14 protein-coding genes are annotated in these 17,584 nt (G+C 72.4%); 5 read left to right on the top strand and 9 right to left on the bottom strand.

Features of this window, described 5'->3' with window-relative positions:
• Positions 1 to 8: 8 nt before the first annotated feature.
• Positions 9 to 917, top strand: a complete 909-nt coding sequence (locus tag ABME02_RS11975; RefSeq protein WP_353815564.1) for an HhH-GPD family protein — start codon at positions 9 to 11, stop codon at positions 915 to 917.
• Between the two features lie 37 nt (positions 918 to 954).
• Here ABME02_RS11975 and ABME02_RS11970 read toward each other — a convergent pair whose 3' ends face one another.
• The 3 genes from ABME02_RS11970 to ABME02_RS11960 form a co-directional block, all read right to left on the bottom strand.
• Entirely contained in the window at positions 955 to 2,355 is a 1,401-nt protein-coding gene (locus ABME02_RS11970; protein WP_353815563.1) for an adenylate/guanylate cyclase domain-containing protein, read from the bottom strand.
• On the bottom strand, positions 2,352 to 4,175 hold the full coding sequence (locus ABME02_RS11965; protein ID WP_353815562.1) for an NAD(P)/FAD-dependent oxidoreductase: 1,824 nt from the start codon (positions 4,173 to 4,175) through the stop codon (positions 2,352 to 2,354). Before ABME02_RS11965 ends, ABME02_RS11970 begins: the two co-directional genes overlap by 4 nt.
• A gap of 207 nt (positions 4,176 to 4,382) precedes the next feature.
• Positions 4,383 to 5,753, bottom strand: coding sequence for an MFS transporter (locus ABME02_RS11960; protein WP_353815561.1), 1,371 nt, complete (start codon positions 5,751 to 5,753; stop codon positions 4,383 to 4,385).
• 123 nt (positions 5,754 to 5,876) lie between these two features.
• Between ABME02_RS11960 and ABME02_RS11955 the strand changes: the two genes are divergently transcribed.
• Complete coding sequence (locus tag ABME02_RS11955) at positions 5,877 to 6,797, top strand: LysR family transcriptional regulator (RefSeq protein WP_353815560.1); 921 nt, start codon at positions 5,877 to 5,879, stop codon at positions 6,795 to 6,797.
• A 10-nt stretch (positions 6,798 to 6,807) separates the two neighbouring features.
• Here ABME02_RS11955 and ABME02_RS11950 read toward each other — a convergent pair whose 3' ends face one another.
• Positions 6,808 to 8,094, bottom strand: coding sequence for a nucleotide disphospho-sugar-binding domain-containing protein (locus tag ABME02_RS11950; protein ID WP_353815559.1), 1,287 nt, complete (start codon positions 8,092 to 8,094; stop codon positions 6,808 to 6,810).
• 64 nt (positions 8,095 to 8,158) lie between these two features.
• On the opposite strand from ABME02_RS11950, the gene ABME02_RS11945 reads away from it, so the two are divergent.
• The gene (locus tag ABME02_RS11945; protein ID WP_353815558.1) at positions 8,159 to 8,785 is read left to right on the top strand and encodes a TetR/AcrR family transcriptional regulator; all 627 of its coding nucleotides are present in this window, start codon (positions 8,159 to 8,161) and stop codon (positions 8,783 to 8,785) included.
• A 28-nt stretch (positions 8,786 to 8,813) separates the two neighbouring features.
• Here the strand turns inward: ABME02_RS11945 and rbfA are convergent, their stop codons facing one another.
• The 4 genes from rbfA to nusA form a co-directional block, all read right to left on the bottom strand.
• Positions 8,814 to 9,269: a 30S ribosome-binding factor RbfA gene (gene rbfA, locus ABME02_RS11940; RefSeq protein ID WP_353815557.1), complete on the bottom strand. Its 456-nt coding sequence runs from the start codon at positions 9,267 to 9,269 to the stop codon at positions 8,814 to 8,816.
• A gap of 129 nt (positions 9,270 to 9,398) precedes the next feature.
• A complete protein-coding gene (gene infB / locus ABME02_RS11935; protein WP_353815556.1) occupies positions 9,399 to 12,185 on the bottom strand; it encodes a translation initiation factor IF-2 in 2,787 nt (928 codons plus the stop codon).
• 88 nt (positions 12,186 to 12,273) lie between these two features.
• The gene (locus ABME02_RS11930) at positions 12,274 to 12,519 is read right to left on the bottom strand and encodes a YlxR family protein (RefSeq protein WP_353815555.1); all 246 of its coding nucleotides are present in this window, start codon (positions 12,517 to 12,519) and stop codon (positions 12,274 to 12,276) included.
• A gap of 54 nt (positions 12,520 to 12,573) precedes the next feature.
• Positions 12,574 to 13,572: a transcription termination factor NusA gene (nusA, locus tag ABME02_RS11925; protein ID WP_353815554.1), complete on the bottom strand. Its 999-nt coding sequence runs from the start codon at positions 13,570 to 13,572 to the stop codon at positions 12,574 to 12,576.
• A gap of 174 nt (positions 13,573 to 13,746) precedes the next feature.
• On the opposite strand from nusA, the gene ABME02_RS11920 reads away from it, so the two are divergent.
• Positions 13,747 to 15,252, top strand: a complete 1,506-nt coding sequence (locus tag ABME02_RS11920; RefSeq protein WP_353815552.1) for an alanine/glycine:cation symporter family protein — start codon at positions 13,747 to 13,749, stop codon at positions 15,250 to 15,252.
• Between the two features lie 27 nt (positions 15,253 to 15,279).
• On the opposite strand, the gene ABME02_RS11915 is transcribed toward ABME02_RS11920, so the two are convergent.
• On the bottom strand, positions 15,280 to 15,834 hold the full coding sequence (locus ABME02_RS11915; RefSeq protein WP_353815551.1) for a helix-turn-helix domain-containing protein: 555 nt from the start codon (positions 15,832 to 15,834) through the stop codon (positions 15,280 to 15,282).
• A gap of 124 nt (positions 15,835 to 15,958) precedes the next feature.
• On the opposite strand from ABME02_RS11915, the gene ABME02_RS11910 reads away from it, so the two are divergent.
• Positions 15,959 to 17,575 carry a flavin monoamine oxidase family protein gene (locus ABME02_RS11910; RefSeq protein WP_353815550.1) on the top strand — a complete coding sequence of 539 codons (1,617 nt, stop codon included), beginning with the start codon at positions 15,959 to 15,961 and terminating at the stop codon, positions 17,573 to 17,575.
• Positions 17,576 to 17,584 lie beyond the last annotated feature (9 nt).

The raw sequence follows: 17,584 nt of genomic DNA, 5'->3' as shown, positions 1-17,584 counted from the left end.
CTGGACGGATGCCGACCCTCCCCCGAGCCGCGGACGCCGCGCCGGACCCCGCGATCGCCGAGGCGGTGAACCGGTGGTTCTCCGACGCCGCGCGACCGCTGCCGTGGCGGGCCGCGGACATCTCGCCGTGGGCGGTGCTCGTCAGCGAGTTCATGCTGCAGCAGACCCAGGTCGCGCGCGTGCAGCCGCGCTGGGAGGAGTGGATGCGGCAGTGGCCGACGCCCGCGGACCTCGCCGCCGCGCCGCCGTCGGAGGCCGTGCGCATGTGGGACCGCCTCGGCTACCCGCGACGGGCGCTGTGGCTGCACCGCGCCGCCACGGAGATCGTGGAGCGCCACGGCGGCGACGTGCCGAGGGACCTCGACGCGCTCCAGGCCCTGCAGGGCATCGGGCCGTACACGGCGCGCGCGATCGCGGCGTTCGCCTTCGGCGATCGGCACCCCGTGGTCGACACGAACACGCGGCGCGTGATCGCCCGCGCGGTCGACGGAGCCGCCGAGGCCGGTCCGCCGGCCACGAAACGCGACCTCGACGCGATGTCCGCCCTCCTCCCGGACGAGGCCGACGCCGCGCGCGCGTTCAACGCCGGCGCCATGGAGCTCGGCGCGACGGTGTGCACCGCCAGGTCGCCGCGATGCGACGACTGCCCGATCGCCGGGCGCTGTGCGTGGCGCGCGGCCGGCTACCCCGCCTACGACGGCCCGCGCCGCGCTCGACCGGCGAGGTTCGAAGGCAGCGACCGCGAGGCGCGGGGGCTCGTCATGCGCGAGCTGCGCGCCGCCCACCGTCCGGTCCGGCAGGACGAGCTCGCCCGCGCCGTCGCGGACCCGGACCGGCTCGCGCGCGCCGTCGACGGGCTCGTCGCCGACGGCCTGGCGGCGCGCGTCGACGGTGGCCTCGCGCTGCCCGAGGCCTGACCCGGCGCGCGACCGCCGCGGCGCGGATCCGCGCCCGCTACGCCTCGTCGAGCCCGAGCAGCTCGAACGCCTCGACGGGCGCCCGTCGCCCCTTCACGGCGAGTGCGCCGAGCGGCCGCAGCACGGCCGCCCCGCCGAGCCGCCGAGCGGTCTCCGCGCCGATCGCCACCCCGCCCACCGGTGCGGACCCCTCGAGCCGGGAGGCGACGTTCACGGCATCGCCGATGACGGTGTAGGTGCGCCCGCCGCCCGTGCCGAGGATGCCGACATTCGCCACGCCCGAGTTCACCCCGACCCGGAACCGCGGCCAGTCCGGATGCTCCGCCTGCACCGCGACGGCGGCCTGCTGGAGCGCGAGCGCCGCACCCGCGGCCCGGCGCGCGTGCGAGGACCCTGGCGCGGCATCCTCGAACACGACCATCACCGCATCGCCGATCAACCGGTCCACCCGGCCGCCGAATCGCTCCACGAGGGGCGGGATCACATCGGTGAAGTACGCGTTCAGCGTCGCGGTGACCTCGGCCGGGTCGTGCGCCTCCGAGAAGCTCGTGAAGCCCGCGAGGTCGGCGAAGAGCACCGACACCTCGCGCTCGCCCGCCGCGGTGTCGCGCGTGTAGAGGCCCGACCAGCGCTCCTCCCGCCACGACCGCTGCGCAGCGATCACGATGAGCACGAACGCGGCGAGCATGAGCACGTGCCACTCCCACCACGACAAGTGCCAGTTGCGGCCGAACACGACCGCGATCTCGGCCTCGGCGAGGAGGGTGAACGCGGCGGCGAACGCGAGCGGCAGCGGCGACGCGGCGTGCCGCGGCATGCGGAGGTACCTGAGGACCGCGACGGCGTAGCAGGCCAGGCCGACGATCGCGAGCAGGACGAACGGGCCGGTCATCCGCTCGGGCGGGGATGCGGCGAGCGGTCCGGCTTCGAGCAGCGACGCCAGTGCCCAGAGGAGCATCGCCACGAGGAGCGCGGCCACGAGCCAGGGCGCCAGGCGCAGCACGCGCGCCCCGTGCGCCCCGTCGAGGTCGGCGCTCGACCACGCCGCGAACACCGCGGCGATCGTGAGGCCGACGGGCGTCGCGAGGGCGAACCCCGTGTTGCTCCCGGAGAGCAGCACGCCCGGCGTCGCGAGCGCATGGAGCGCGAGGAACCCGGCGGCGGCGAGGAACGACAGCGACACGAGGACCAGGCGCGCGTCATGGCGCAGCCGCGCCGCAGCGGCGACCGCCCAGGCGAGGGCGGCGTTGATGGCGCCGGCCGCGAGCACCAGCCAGAAATGCGTCGGCTGGTGCTCCCACTCGAGGTCGAGCGCCGGCCGGGCGATGAGGAGGGCGAGGCCGGCCAGCGGGATCGCGAGGAGCAGGATCGTCCACGCGATGCGCCCGGCGGTCGGCGGCGGTGCCGTCGGACCGGTGCCGGGCGCCAGGCCGGTCACGGCCCGGTCGCCTCCGCGCCCGGCGCGGCGGCGGACGCGGCCCCGCCGGCGTGCGGCTTCGCGGGCGCCGCGGTCGCCGGCGGCGCGGCGAGGGGCGGCACCGCGATGGGCGCCGCGACCGTCGGCGGCTCGACGGCGCCGGTCTCGACTTCGGCGATTCGCCGGTGCACCGACGACACCACGACCGACCCCTCGCCGACGGCCGACGCCACGCGCTTGACCGAGCCCCGACGCGCATCGCCCACGGCGAACACGCCCGGCACGCTCGTCTCGTGCGGGAACGGCTCCCGCTCGAGCGGCCAGTTCGCCCGCTCGCCCTCGGCGACGACCTCGGGCCCGGTGAGCACGTACCCCCAGCGGTCGCGCAGGATCTCGGGCGGCAGCCACTCGGTTCGCGGCGCCGCACCGATCAGCACGAAGAGCCCGCCGCACTCCACGTCGCGCTCGTCCCCCGTGTCGCGATCGCGCACCCGGATGTGGTCGAGCACGCCGTCGCCGCCCCCGCCGACGACCTGGGCTCGCGTGCGCACGGCGACGCCCTGCGCGTCGAGCTGGTCGATGAGGTACTGCGACATGCTGGCCGCGAGCCCGGTGCCGCGCACGAGGACCGTGACGGATGCCGCGTACCGCGCCAGGTGCAGCGCAGCCTGCCCGGCCGAGTTGCCGCCGCCGACGATCGTGACGTGCCGTCCGACCATGCCCTGCGCCTCGATCGCCGAGGCGCCGTAGTAGACGCCGGCGCCCTCGAACGGCTTCAGCTCGTCCACGTTGAGGCGACGGTACGACACCCCGGTCGCGAGCACGATCGACGAGCAGCGGATGCAGTCCTCGGGTGCCACGCGCACTCGGAAGCCATCGCCGTCGCGCTCGATCCCGACGGCTTCGCGCGCGTGCGCGAAGCGCGCGCCGAACACCCAGGCCTGCTGGTAGGCGCGCTGAGCGAGCTCCGAGCCCGAGATGCCCCGCGAGAAGCCGAGGTAGTTGCGGATGAGCGAGCTCGAGCCCGCCTGCCCGCCGATCGACTCGCGCTCGACGACGAGCACGTCGAGGCCCTCGGACGCCGCGTACACCGCCGCGGCGAGGCCGCCGGGCCCGGCGCCGACGACGACGACGTCCGCCTCCCCGTCGAGGGTCGTCGTGAGGCCGTAGGCGGCCGCGAGCTCGGCGTTGCCCGGGTCGCGCAGGACGCTGCCGTCCATCAGGAGCACGAGGGGGACGTCCGGCACCTCGTCCTCGATGCCGACCGCCGCGAGCCGCTCGCGCGCGGCATCCGATCCCGGCTCCAGCCACTCGTGCGGGATGCCGCCGCGGGCGAGGAGGCTCCGCAGGTCGTGCGTCCGCGGCGTCCCCGCGCGCCCGATCACGGCGACCTCCCTCGGCCGCAGGCCGATCGAGCGCTCCCACTCGAGCAGGAACTCGGTGATGGTGCGGTGGAAGTACTCGTCGGGCGAGTGCCACGGGCGGATGACGTAGTACTCCAGCTCGCCGGCGCCCATCAGCGAGAGGATCTCCTCCCGCACGGCCGCATCGCCCCACTGGCCCCACTCGATCAGCCGGCCGCGGCGGACGTCGGGGAACCGTCGCCGAGCGTGCGCGAAGACCGATCGTCCGTCGAGGTCGCCCGCGCGGTCGGCGAGGATCAGCGCCAGCAGGCCGCCCTCGTCCGCGAGGGCGTCGATGCGGTCGGCGGCCTCGTGCTCGTCGTGCGTGGGCACGATCTCGTAGTCGACGCGGTATCGCCGCTCGAGTTCGGTGACGACGGAGGTGCGCGCGCCGGGATCCCGTGCGACCACGAGGATGACCGGCCGTGCGGCACTCATGCGCTCTCCTCCCGCCGGGACGCCGCGAGCATGCTCCGGGTCGATGCCCGGCCGCCGCCGACGCCCGAAGTGTACCGCCGGCCGAGGCCCCGACGACAGGGTCGCGGGTCCTCCCGTCCGGGGCACAGTCGGCGAGCGGCGAGCGGATGCCCCGGGGCGTCGGCCCCGGGGCATCCGTCGTGCTGTGCTGCGCCGGTGCCCGGCCGCTCAGCCGACCGTCCCGGTCGACTCCGTGCGCGCCCGGTCGGCGGCGTCGATCTCCCGGAGGTCGAGCCCGCGGGTCTCGCGTGCCGCGGCGACCGCGACGAGCGTGATCGCGCACGCGATCGCGACGTAGATCGCGATCGGCACGCTCGAGCCGAACTGGCCGAGCAGGCTCGTGGCGATGATCGGCGCGAGCGACCCGGCGAAGATCGAGGTGACCTGGTAGCCGAGCGAGACGCCCGAGTACCGCATGCGGGTCGGGAACATCTCCGCCATGATCGCGGGCTGCGCCGCGTACATGAGGGCATGGAAGACCAGGCCGAGCGCGATCGCGGCCCAGATGATGATCGGGTTGCCCGTGTTCATGAGCGGGAAGGCGAAGAACGCCCACGTCGCGCCGAGGACCGCGCCGGCCGCGTACACGGGCCGCCGGCCGAATCGGTCGGAGAGGTTGCCCGCGATCGGGATCGCCGCGAAGTGCACGACGTGCGCGGCGACCAGGATGAGCAGCGTGTTCGCGGTGCCCTCCTTGACGACCTGGGTGAGGTAGACGATCGAGAACGTGACGACGACGTAGTAGAGGATGTTCTCCGCGACGCGCAGGCCCATCGCGGTGACGACGCCACGGGGGTAGCGCTTGATGACCTCGAGCACGCCGTAGCTCGTCGCCTTGGCGGCCTCGCGCTCGGCCTGCATCTCGAGGAAGATCGGCGCGTCGGTCACCTTGGTGCGGATGTACCAGCCGATGAGGACGATCACCGCGGAGAGCCAGAACGCGACCCGCCAGCCCCAGCCGAGGAAGGCCTCGTCGGAGAGCGTCGAGCTCAGCACGAAGAGCACGAGGGTCGCGAGCAGGTTGCCGACGGGCACGGCCGCCTGCGGCCAGCTCGCCCAGAACCCGCGGCGCTCCGACGGGCTGTGCTCGGCCACGAGGAGGACGGCGCCGCCCCATTCGCCGCCGAGTGCGAAGCCCTGCAGGAACCGGAGCAGCACCAGCAGCGCCGGCGCGGCGAGGCCGATCTGCGCGTACGTCGGCAGGCAGCCGATGAGGAAGGTCGCGACGCCGATCAGGATGATGCTGAACTGCAGCAGGGTCTTGCGGCCGTACTTGTCGCCGAGGTGTCCGAAGACGATGCCGCCGAGGGGACGGGCGATGAAGCCGACCGCGTAGGTGAGGAACGCGGCGATGATGCCGGCGTACGGGTCGTCGGACGGCGGGAAGAAGACCGTGCCGAACACGAGGGTCGCGGCCGAGGCGTAGAGGAAGAACTCGTACCACTCGACGACGGTGCCGGCCATCGACGCGGCGACGACACGTCGCAGTCCCGAAGTGTCGCGGGTCGCGGCGGCGTCCCGTGCGGGTGCCTGGGTCATTCGATGCTCCTTTGCATGGAACGGGTGGGGGGCGACGCAGTTCACGTCACCGGATGAGTTTCGCGTGCATGCCTGTGCAGACCAATGGCGAAGATTGCACCGGCGATGTGCGAAACTGCACAGATGCCACTCGCACCGCCGCGCCGCACGCCGAGCGCCGACGACCTCATCGTGCTGCTCGCCGTCGCACGCGAGGGCCGGTACACGGGTGCGGGCGCCCGCTTGGGGCTGAACCACACGACGATCGCCCGCCGCATCGACGCGCTCGAGCAGGCGCTCGGCGGCAGGGTCCTCGTCCGGGGCGCCGCCGGCTGGGTGCTCACGCCGCTCGGAGAGCACGCGCTCGCCGCCGCGGAGGACGTCGAGCAGGCGATGCGACGCCTCTCCCCCGCCGAGCCGACCCTGGCCGGGGTCGTGCGGCTCTCGGCGACCGACGGCTTCAGCGGATTCATCGCGTCGCCCGCGATGGCGGCGCTGCGCGCGCGGCATCCCGGCGTCTCGCTCGAGATCGTCGCCGCGACCAGGCGCGCCGCCCAGCAGCGCGTCGGCGTCGACCTGGAGGTCGTCGTCGGCCGCCCGCACGTGCATCGCGCCGAGGCGATCCACCTCGGCGACTACGTGCTGGGCCTGTACTCGAGCCGAAGCCTGCTCGACCGTCACGGCATGCCGGAGTCGGTCGAGGACCTCACCGGCCGGCCGCTCGTGTACTTCATCGAGTCGATGCTGCAGGTCGACGCCCTCGACGCGGCGCGCCGCTCGACGCGCGGGATGGTCGATGCCGTCTCGAGCACCAACGTGTACGTGCACGTCGATGCGACACGCGCGGGCGCCGGCTTCGGACTGCTTCCGGCGTTCCTCGCGGATCCGCACGACGACCTCGTCCGGCTCTTCCCGGACGAGATCGAGGAGCGCCTGCCCTACTGGCTCGTGTGCCGCCCCGAGGCGCTGCGCCAGCCGACGGCGGTCGCGTTCATCGCCGCGCTCCGGGCGCGGATGGCCGAGGCGCGCGACGTGCTGCTCGGTCGGAGCGCGACCGACCCGTGAGCGGCCCCGGTCACGCGGGTGCCAGGACGGCCCCCACCGCCTCGAGCAGCCCCCGCTCCCGCGGCGCCTCGCTGATGTCGTCCCGGATGCGCTCCGCCGCTCGTCGGTGACGCGGGTCGTCGAGGACGCGACGCACGGCGTCTTCGATGTCGCCGCTCCGCGGCGTCCCCGTTCGGAGATCCAGGCCGACGCCGGACCACTCGACCCGTGCGCAGGTCTCGACCTTCTCCTCGGTGTCGCCGGCCGCCACGATCGGGACCCCGTGCGCGAGCGCGTGGTTGAGCCCGCCGTACCCGCCGTTCGTGACGAAGACGTCGACGAGCGGCATCAGGCGGTCGTCGTCGAGCATGCGGGCGACACGGACGTTCGACGGGACCGGACCGAGGTCGGACACCGGACGGCCCCCCGTCGTCACGACGACGAGGACGTCGGGCCGATCCGCGAAGGCCCCGATGGTCGGACGGATGAGCTCGTCGAAGTCGCGATTGGCGAGCGTGCCCTGGCTGACGTAGACCACGACCTCGGCGGCCCGGAGGTCGGACCACCACGACGGAAGGCGCTCGCCCGCCTTCGGCGACGCGAGCGGACCGATGAATCGGAGGGTGTCGGGCGCATCGCTCCTCGGGTACTCGAACGACGGGACGGAGAACTGCAGGTACCGGTCGGCGACGCGCGGCCACTCGGTGAGGAACGCCGGCAGCCTCCGGCCGGTGCGATCCATCGCGACCGCGTCGGCGTCGCGCTGGAGGCCCCGGAAGACCACGCGGGTCACGACGGCGTTCAGCACGCGGTTGCGGATCCGCCCGATCGCATCGCTGCGCGGCGGCAGGCCGAGCATCGGCGGTGCGGCATCCCGGCTGAGCAGCACGACCGGGAAGGCCCCGCACGCGATCACCGGCGGCCGGTCCTCGCGCGGGAGCCCGCACACCGCCCCGAGTGCGAACACGGTGGCCTCGGCGAGGATCAGGTCGATGCCGCCGTCGATCTCGGCGCGGATCGCGTCGATCCATCCCGGCAGCGTCGCGATGAAGTTGCGGTGGGTGTTGTCGATCGCGGCGCGGATCCCACTCAACCGCTCGCCGTCGCGTTGCCGTCCGGCGTCGAGCATGGCCGGGGTGATGTCGGATGCCGCGGCCAGGGGGACGTGTTCGGCTCCGACCGCGGCGACCGCGTCGGAATACGCCCCGCCGGTGAGGAACCGGACGGAGTGGCCGTCACCGACGAGCACGCGCCCGACCTCGAGCATCGGGCGGACGTGTCCGTCCAAGGGCATCGCACACAACAGGATCGAGGACATCGCGCGCCTCCATGCGGTAGGTCGGGCCGATGCTATTATTCACCCGTTCGACGATAGGGTCAATATGCCGAGACGGTACGACAATCGGAGCCGCGCCGAGCGCGCGGCCGGCACGCGCCGTCGCGTCATCGACGCCGCCGCGGATTCCTTCCGCGAACGCGGCTACTCCGGGACCCGGATGTCCGACATCGCCGCGCGGGCCGGCGTCTCGACGGACACCGTCAACGTCAACGGCCCGAAGTCGGCCCTGCTGCAGGCGGCGGTCGAAGTCACGTCCTTCGGCCGGGAGGGAGAGCACCTCGTGTTCGAGTTCGACCTCGGTGCGGACATCCTCCGGCAGGTCGACGCCGAGGCGTTCGCGTCACTGCTCGCCGGGGCGATGGTGTCGTTGAATGCGAGGGTCGCCTCGCTCTGGGCCGTGCTGGCCGCCGAATCGCTCGTCGACCCCGAACTCCGGGCGCGGCACGACGCCATGATCGCGAGCATCATCCGATCCGCCGACGCGGTAGTGGCGCTCGGCGAGGAACGCGGCTGGGTCCTCGGCGACCGGGACCGTCGCGAACGTGTCGCGACGATCCTCGCGGTCGGCTCGACCGACTCGTACCGACGCGTGCACGACGACCTGGGCCTGGGCGACGACGGCTACCGCGAATGGCTGCGTCGCGGCATCCTGGCGGCGCTGGGCCACTGACGTCCCGAGCCGCCGAGACCCGGGCGGATCAGCGAGTCGACTCGTCGTCGAGCTCGTCGACCGCCTCGCGCGACGTGACGTACGGGTCGGCGTCGCCGGCGTACTGCGCGCCGGCGGCGAGCGCCGTGGTCTCGGCGTCGCGGTCGCGCGCCTCGCGGAGCAGCTCCTCGATGTGCTGCGCGTTCTCGGGGATCGCATCGGCGATGAACTCGAGCGTCGGGGTCAGCCGGGCCGTGATGTTGCGCCCGACCTCGCTCCGGAGCATCCCGGTCGCGGCCTTCAGCGCGAGCGCCGAGTCGCGGCGCTCCTCCTCGGTGCCGTAGACGGTGTAGAAGATGCTCGCGTGCTGGAGGTCGCCGGTCACGCGGACGTCGGTGATCGTCACGAACCCGAGGCGCGGGTCGCGGAGGCCCTTGTCGAGGCGACGCGCCACGATCTCCTTGATGCGGTCGGCCAGTTTCCTGGCCCGCTGCGGATCGGCCATGATGGCCTGCCTTTCCGTTCCGCCCCGGATGCCGCGGCTGCGGCGCCGCCCGGTGCGGTCCCTTCGGTTCTGGTGGAGGGGTCGGGGCCCCGCTCGTCGTGTCGACGAACGGGGCCCCGCACCGAGGGCCTAGACCCGCGGCTTCTCGCGCATCTCGACGGTCTCGATCTCGTCGCCGACCTGGATGTCGTTGTACTTGCCGAGGCCGATGCCCGCCTCGAAGTCCGTGCGGACCTCGGTGACGTCGTCCTTGAACCGGCGGAGCGACTCGATCGCGAGGTTGTCGCCGACCACGACGCCGTCGCGGATGACGCGTGCCTTGGCGTTTCGCGTGATCGTTCCCGACCGCACGATGACACCGGCGATGTTGCCGAACTTCGAGGAGCGGAACACCTCGCGGATCTCGGCCACACCCGACTGCACCTCTTCGAACTCGGGCTTGAGCATGCCCTTGAGCGAGTTCTCGATGTCGTCGATCGCGTTGTAGATGACGTTGTAGAAGCGCACGTCGACGCCCTCGCGGGCGGCGCGCTCGCGCGCCTTCACGTCGGGGCGGACGTTGAACCCGATCACGATCGCGTTGTCGATCGTGGCGAGGTCGATGTCGCTCTCGGTGACGGCACCCACGCCGCGGTGGAGGATGCGGAGCTGGACCGAGTCGTCGACCTCGATCTTCATCAGCGACTCCTCGAGCGCCTCGACGGCACCGGACACGTCGCCCTTGATGATGAGGTTCAGCGCCTCGACCTTGCCCTCCTCCAGCGCACGCGTGAAGTCCTCGAGCGAGATCCGCTTGCGGGCCTTGGCCAGCTGGGCGTTCCGCTCGGCCGCCTCGCGCTTCTCGGCGATCTGGCGGGCGGTGCGGTCCTCCTCGGTGACGAGGAAGGTGTCACCGGCGCGCGGGACGCTCGAGAGGCCCTGCACCTGCACCGGGCGCGACGGCGTCGCGGCGGCCACGGGCTCGCCGTTCTCGTCGCTCATCGCGCGGACGCGGCCGTACGCCGTGCCGGCGACGATCGCATCGCCGACCTTGAGCGTGCCCGACTGGATGAGCACGGTCGCCACGGCGCCGCGGCCCTTGTCGAGCTTGGCCTCGATGGCCACGCCTCGCGCGTCCTTGTCGGGGTTCGCGCGCAGGTCGAGCCCGGCGTCGGCGGTGAGGAGCACCGCGTCGAGCAGCTCCTGGATGCCGATGTTCTCGCGTGCCGACACGTCGACGAACAGGACGTCGCCGCCGTACTCCTCGGCCACGAGCCCGAACTCGGTGAGCTGCTGGCGAACCTTGGCCGGGTTGGCGTCGGGCTTGTCGATCTTGTTCACCGCGACAACGATCGGCACGTTCGCCGACTGCGCGTGGTTCAGGGCCTCGACCGTCTGCGGCATGATGCCGTCGTCGGCCGCGACCACGAGGATCGCGATGTCGGTCACCTGGGCACCGCGGGCACGCATGGCGGTGAACGCCTCGTGGCCCGGGGTATCGATGAAGGTGATCGCACGGTCGATGCCATCGTGCTCGGTGTGCACCTGGTACGCACCGATGTGCTGGGTGATGCCGCCGGCCTCGCCCGCGACGACGTTCGCGTTGCGGATGGCGTCGAGCAGTCGCGTCTTACCGTGGTCGACGTGGCCCATGACGGTCACGACCGGCGGACGCGCCTGGAGGTCCTCGTCGGACTCTTCGGCCTCTTCTGCGTCGAGGTCGATGTCGAAGCCCTCGAGGAGCTCCTTGTCCTCGTCCTCCGGGGAGACGACCTGGATCTTGTAGCCGAGCTCGGCGCCGAGCACCTCGAAGGTGGCCTCGTCGAGCGACTCCGTCGCCGTCGCCATCTCACCGAGGTGGAACAGCACGGTGACGAGCGAACCGGGGTTCGCGTCGATCTTGTCGGCGAAGTCGGAGATCGAGGCGCCGCGGCGCAGGCGGATGACGGTGTTGCCGTCGCCGCGCGGGACGCTCACGCCGCCGAGCGACGGGGCCTCCCGCATCTCGAATTCCTGCCGCTTCGTCCGCTTGGACTTGCGCGCCTTGCTCTTGCCGCCACCGCGACCGAACGCGCCGGCCGTGCCGCCGCCGGGGCCGCGACCGCGACCACCGCCGCCACCGGGACGCGGGCCGCCGAAGCCGCCGCCGGGCGCACCGCCCGGGCGGAAGCCGCCGCCGGCGCCGCCGCCGGGACGCGGGCCGCCGCCACCGCCGCCGGGGCGCTGGAAGCCGCCGGGACGACCGCCGCCGCCACCGCCCGGACGCGGAGCACCGGGACGGGGCGAACCGGGACGCGGGGGCTGCGGCCGCGGGATGTTGCCCGGGGTCGGGCGCTGGCCCATGCCCTGCGAGCTCGAGAACGGGTTGTTGCCCGGGCGCGGCTGGCTCGGGCGCTGGCCCATGCCCTGAGAGCTCGAGTACGGGTTGTTGCCGGGGCGCGGCGCTCCGGGGCGGGGACCGCCCGGTCGCGGTGCGCTCTGGCCGGGCTTCGGCGCGCCGGGGCGTGCCACGTCGGCCGCCGGCTTCGGGGCACCGGGCTTCGGCGCGGCGCCGGGGCGCGGCGCGGCCGGCGCCGCGGGCTCGGCGGATGCCGCGGGGGCGGCCTTCTTCTCAGCCGCGGCGGCCGCGGCCTTCTTCTCGGCCTCGGCCTGGCGCTCGGCGACGCTCATGGGAGCGTCGGTCGACGGCGCGGCCGCGGGCTTCGGCGCCGGCTTGGGGCCGGGCTTCGCCGCGGCGGCCGGCTTGGGTGCCGGTGCCGGCTTGCTCGCCGCGCCGGCGCCCTCGAGGGCGGCCCGGAGGCGACGTGCGACGGGGGGTTCGATCGAGGACGACGGGCCCTTGACGTATTCGCCCATCTCCTTCAGCTTCTCGAGCGCGACCTTGCTGTCGACGCCGAGCTCGCTGGCGATCTCGTGTACGCGTGGTTTGGCAGCCACTTCTCTCCTGTTCCGGGTCCGACCCCGGGACAGGGGCGGACCATCAATGGCGGACGGGTCTCATTTCGAGCCGCTCATGAGTTGTCCATTAGCCGTTCAGCCTGTTCTCTACATCGGAAGTGTCCAGCTCGCCGCTCACGCGAAGCGCGCGCCCGAAGGCGCGCCGTCGCTGGGCGAGTCGGAAGCACTCGAGCGTCGGATGCAGCCACGCGCCGCGCCCGGGGAGCACCGCCGACGTATCGGCGAGGACTCTGGTGTGCTGGGCGACGATCCTCAGAAGCGAGGACCGCGGGGCGCGCGAACGGCATCCGATGCACGTTCTGACGGGTTCCATCCTACACCTCCACGCTGGGCGTCCTCCGACCGCCGCCGGGGCGGCCGGCGAGCCTCACGCCTGGTCGAGGATCGAGTCCGGCTGGATGTCGATCTTCGCGCCGGTGAGCTTCGCCGCGAGGCGGGCGTTCTGGCCCTCCTTGCCGATGGCGAGCGAGAGCTGGTAGTCGGGGACGAGCGCGCGCACCGCGCGGGTGCCCTCGTCGATGACGTACGAGCTCGTCACCTTCGCCGGCGACAGCGCCGACGCGACGAAGGTCGCGAGGTCCTCGTTCCAGTCGACGATGTCGATCTTCTCGCTGCCGAGCTCGGCCGTGACCGCGCGCACGCGCTGCCCGAGCTCGCCGATGCAGGCTCCCTTGGCGTTCACGCCGGGCTGGTTGGCGCGGACGGCGATCTTCGTGCGGTGGCCGGCCTCGCGGGCGAGCGAGACGATCTCGACGACCCCGGAGGCGATCTCGGGCACCTCGAGCGCGAAGAGCTTGCGGACGAGCGCGGGGTGGGTGCGCGAGACCGTGATCGACGGGCCCTTCGCCCCCTTCGAGACGCTGGTCACGTAGACGCGAATGCGCTGGCCGTGCGGGTACTCCTCGCCGGGCACCTGCTCCTCGGGCGGCAGGATCGCCTCGACGGTGCCGAGGTCGATGTGCACCATGCGCGGGTTCGGACCCTGCTGGATGACGCCGGCGACGATGTCGCCCTCGCGGCCGCGGAACTCGCCGAGCACGGCGTCGTCGGCGATGTCGCGCAGGCGCTGGTTGATGACCTGCTTCGCGGCGAACGCGGCGATGCGGCCGAAGTCGCTCGGGGAGTCCTCGGCCTCGCCGATGACGTTCCCCTCCTCGTCGTGCTCGGGCACGAAGACCGACACGTGCCCGGTCTTCCGGTCGAGGTGCGCGCGTGCGCCCTTGGGGTTCGCGTGGCCGTGCTGGCCGGGGTTGGTGTGCTTGAGGTAGGCCATCAGGATCGCCTGCTCGATGATCTGCACCAGTTCGTCGAACGGGATCTCCTTCTCGCGCTCCATCATGCGGAGCACGCCGAGGTCGATGTCCATTACGGCCTCCTCTATTCAGCTCTCGGTCCGCCTCCCCCTCTCGGGCGGAACACTCAAGCGTAGCGGATGCCGGGGACTCCGTCGGCCCGGGCGGCACGGTTCGACCGCACGGACGATCACGCCGATCCAGCCGGGTTCCCGAGGTCCGCTCGCCTCGCCTGCCATGCTTGCCGGATGGACGCGCTCAACGACCTCGTGCTCGCCGCGGGCGACACGCTCTGGACCTGGATCGTGCTGCCCGTCGTGGTGCTGCTCGGCCTCTACTTCACGGTGCGATCCGGCGTCGTGCAGTTCCGCCTCATCCCCGAGATGTTCCGGACCCTCACCGACAAGACACCGCGCGACGAGTCGGGCGAGCCGCAGTCGGTGTCCGCGTTCCAGGCGTTCACGATCTCCGCGGCGTCGCGCGTCGGCGTGGGCAACATCGCCGGCGTCGGCACCGCGATCGCGATCGGCGGGCCGGGCGCGATCTTCTGGATGTGGCTCATGGCCTTCATCGGCGGCGCCTCCGCGTTCGTCGAGTCCAGCCTCGGCCAGCTCTTCAAGGTGCGCGACAAGGACGGCTTCCGCGGCGGACCCGCGTACTACATCGAGCGAGGCCTGAAGGCGCGCTGGGCCGGCATCCTCTTCGCGGTGATCCTCATCGTCTGCTTCCCGTTCGCGTTCTCGTCGCTGCAGGCGAACACGATCAGCGCCTCGCTGACGGGCGCGGTCGCGCCGGAGGGCGGCGCGGCCTGGATCGCGTGGGTCGCGGGCGCGACGCTGGCCGTGCTCACCGGTCTCGTCGTCTTCGGCGGCGTCCGCCGCATCGCGCACGTCACGCAGGCGGTCGTGCCGCTCATGGCGCTCATCTACCTGCTCGTCGGGCTCGTCATCGTGGCGATGAACATCACCCGGCTGCCCGAGGTGTTCGCCTCGATCTTCACCGAGGCGTTCGGGTTCAACGAGGTCGTCGGCGCGACGCTCGGCACGATCATCCTCACGGGCGTCAAGCGCGGCATGTTCTCGAACGAGGCCGGCCTCGGCTCGGCGCCGAACGCCGGCGCGAGCGCGGCCGTCACGCACCCGGTGAAGCAGGGCCTCGTGCAGACCCTCGGCGTCTACTTCGACACCTTCCTGGTCTGCACGATCACCGCGTTCATCATCCTCGTGTCGAACCCCGACCTCGCGAACGCCGAGCGGGGCATCGGGCTCACGCAGGACGCCATGGTGGCGAACCTCGGGCCATGGGCGAGCATCCTGCTCACGATCGTCGTCTTCCTGCTCGCGTTCAGCTCGATCCTCGGCAACTACTACTACGGCGAGTCGAACATCGAGTTCATCTCACCCAAGCCGTGGCTGCTCACGACCTACCGTTCGCTCGTCGTCGTCGCGATCTTCGTCGGCTCGGTGGCGGCATCCGACCTCGTCTGGAACACCGCCGACGGGGTGATGGGCCTCATGGCGCTCGTGAACCTCATCGCCATCGCCCTGCTCTCCGGCATCGCGTTCCGGCTGCTCCGCGACTACACCCACCAGCGACGACAGGGCCGCGACCCGGTGTTCACGCGCGACCGGCTTCCGGATGTCTCCGGCATCGAGTGCTGGGTCGACGAGCGCTCCGTGACGGGCCCGATCGACGTGTCGACCGCGACGCACCAGGCCGAGAAGCACCGCGATCACCTGCACCACGACGACTGAGCGCGCTCGCGGACCGGCCGGCCGCGATCACTCCGGCGTCGGCGGCGAGTTCACCCACACGAGCTCGGCGCCCTCGCTCGCGGTGTTCGCGACGCGGTGCGGCGTGCTGCTCGGGAACACGATGCTGTCGCCGGTGCCGAGCTCGTACGCGTCGTCGCCGAGCTCCACGCGGACGCCCCCGCTCGTCACGAGGATGACCTCCTCGGAGTCGCCGTGCCGGTACTGCCGGGACCCGGTCGACCCGCCCGGCTCGATCGTGACGGCGTACATCTCGACGTGACCGTGCGGCGGCTCGGTCAGGAACCACTTGACCATGCCGTCGCTCGCGGAGAACCGGCGCCGCTGCGCGGCGCGGACGACCCGGCCGGCCGGCACCGGTCCCGGCGCGACGAGGTCGCCGAGCGACACGCCCAGCGCGTCCGCGAGCCGGCGGAGCGTCGCGACGCTCGCGTTCGCGCGGCCGGTCTCGAGCTGGCTCAGGAAGCCGGACGTGACCCCGGCCTGCGCGCCGAGCGCACGCTGCGACATCCGCCTGGCCGTGCGGTACCGCCGGACCTGTTCGCCGACGCCCTCATCGCCCACGTCGACGGCTCCTCTCGCCGGGGCGGGTGTTGACGCCGCTCATGGATTGCTGCTCAATATCACTAAGCAACATGTTAAGCAGCACTCCTCTTCCCACACTCCACCGGATCGCGAGGCTCTCATCATGGCAGGACGCATGGGCACCACCCCCACCTCGGCACGCATCGGACGCATCATCCGAGCGCACGCCGAATCCGAGCGGACGGGCGTCCCCGTCGACGACGTGCTCGGCCGCACCGCCGAGGCCGCGCCGGGCATCTCACGACGGACGCTGCTCCGCGGCGGCGCGGCGATCGGCGCAGGCGCCGCGCTGGCGATGGCCTCGCCCGCGCACGCCGCGAACGCGGCGAAGCCCAGCGCCCCGCGCGTGGCGATCGTCGGCGCCGGTCTCGCCGGACTCCGCGCCGCGCACTGGCTCTGGCGCGTCAAGGGCATCGCGTCGACCGTCTACGAGGCGAACACGCGCCCCGGTGGCCGATGCTGGTCGCTCCGCGACCACTTCTCGAACGGCTTCGTCGTCGAGCACGGCGGCGCGCTCATCAACACCGACCACAATGCGACCCGCAACCTCGCCTCGAACCTCGGCCTCAGCCTCGACGTCGTCGCCGGCGGCAGCTACCAGGGCTGGGGGGACAAGTACTGGATCGACGGCGTCGACTACCCGTACGACGACGCGAACGACGACTGGGGCGACGTGTACCAGGCCTTCAAGTCGGACCTCGCGGCGGCCCCCTACTGCCAGACGTACGACTCGAAGACCGCCGCGGGCGTCGCCCTGGACCACCTGACCGTCGACGACTGGCTGCAGCAGAAGGTCCCGGGCGGGCTCGCGAGCCCGTTCGCGAAGCTGATGCAGTCGAACGTCATGGCCGAGTACGGGCTCGAACCGCACGAGCAGTCGGCGCTGAACCTCGTCTACCTGCTCGGCTGGAACGCGCAGAACAGCCTCTCCCCCGTCAACGGCGCCGACGAGAAGTACACCGTGCGCGGCGGCAACGACCTGCTGATCTCGCGCATGATCGACCAGCTCCCGCCCGGCACGGTGCAGTACGGCCGTGAGCTCGTCGCGGTGGCGCAGCGCTCCGACGGCACCGTGCGGCTGAGCTTCGGCTCGGGCAACTCCACGGTCGACGTCGTCGCCGACCGCGTCATCCTCGCCCTGCCGTTCACCACGCTGAGGGAGTGCGACCTGACGCAGTCCGGGTTCTCGACGCTGAAGCGCCGCGCGATCGCGGAGGTCGGCCTCGGCGCGAACTCGAAGATCCACGTCGAGCTCGCGAGTCGACCCTGGGTCGAGCAGGGCTACGGCGGTGCCGCCTACACGAACAAGGAGGGCTTCCAGTGCGGCTGGGACGACACGGCCGACCAGCCGCTGCCCGCGGGCGTGTTCAACTTCTTCCCATCGGGCGACCAGGTCAAGGCCTGGAAGGGCGACCCGTTCGGCGTGGCCCCCGCCGCACAGGTGAATGCCTACCTCGCTCAGCTCGAACCGATCTTCCCCGGCGTCACCGCCGCCTACACGGGCCGCTCCTACCGCGACTTCTGGTGGGCCAACCCGTGGTCGAAGGGCGCGTACACGTGCCAGCGTCCCGGGCAGTACACCGAGCTCTTCGGCGTGGCGGCGGTGCCCGAGGGCAACATCCACTTCGCCGGCGAGCACACCAGCGTGTACTACTACGGCTTCCTGAACGGCGCGGTCGAGTCCGGCGAACGCGCCGCGAAGGCGGTCGCGCTCTCCTGAACGGGCGAG

The organism is Agromyces zhanjiangensis (assembly GCF_040496055.1).
Classification (GTDB): domain Bacteria; phylum Actinomycetota; class Actinomycetes; order Actinomycetales; family Microbacteriaceae; genus Agromyces; species Agromyces zhanjiangensis.
This window is presented reverse-complemented; position numbering and strand designations above follow the sequence as displayed.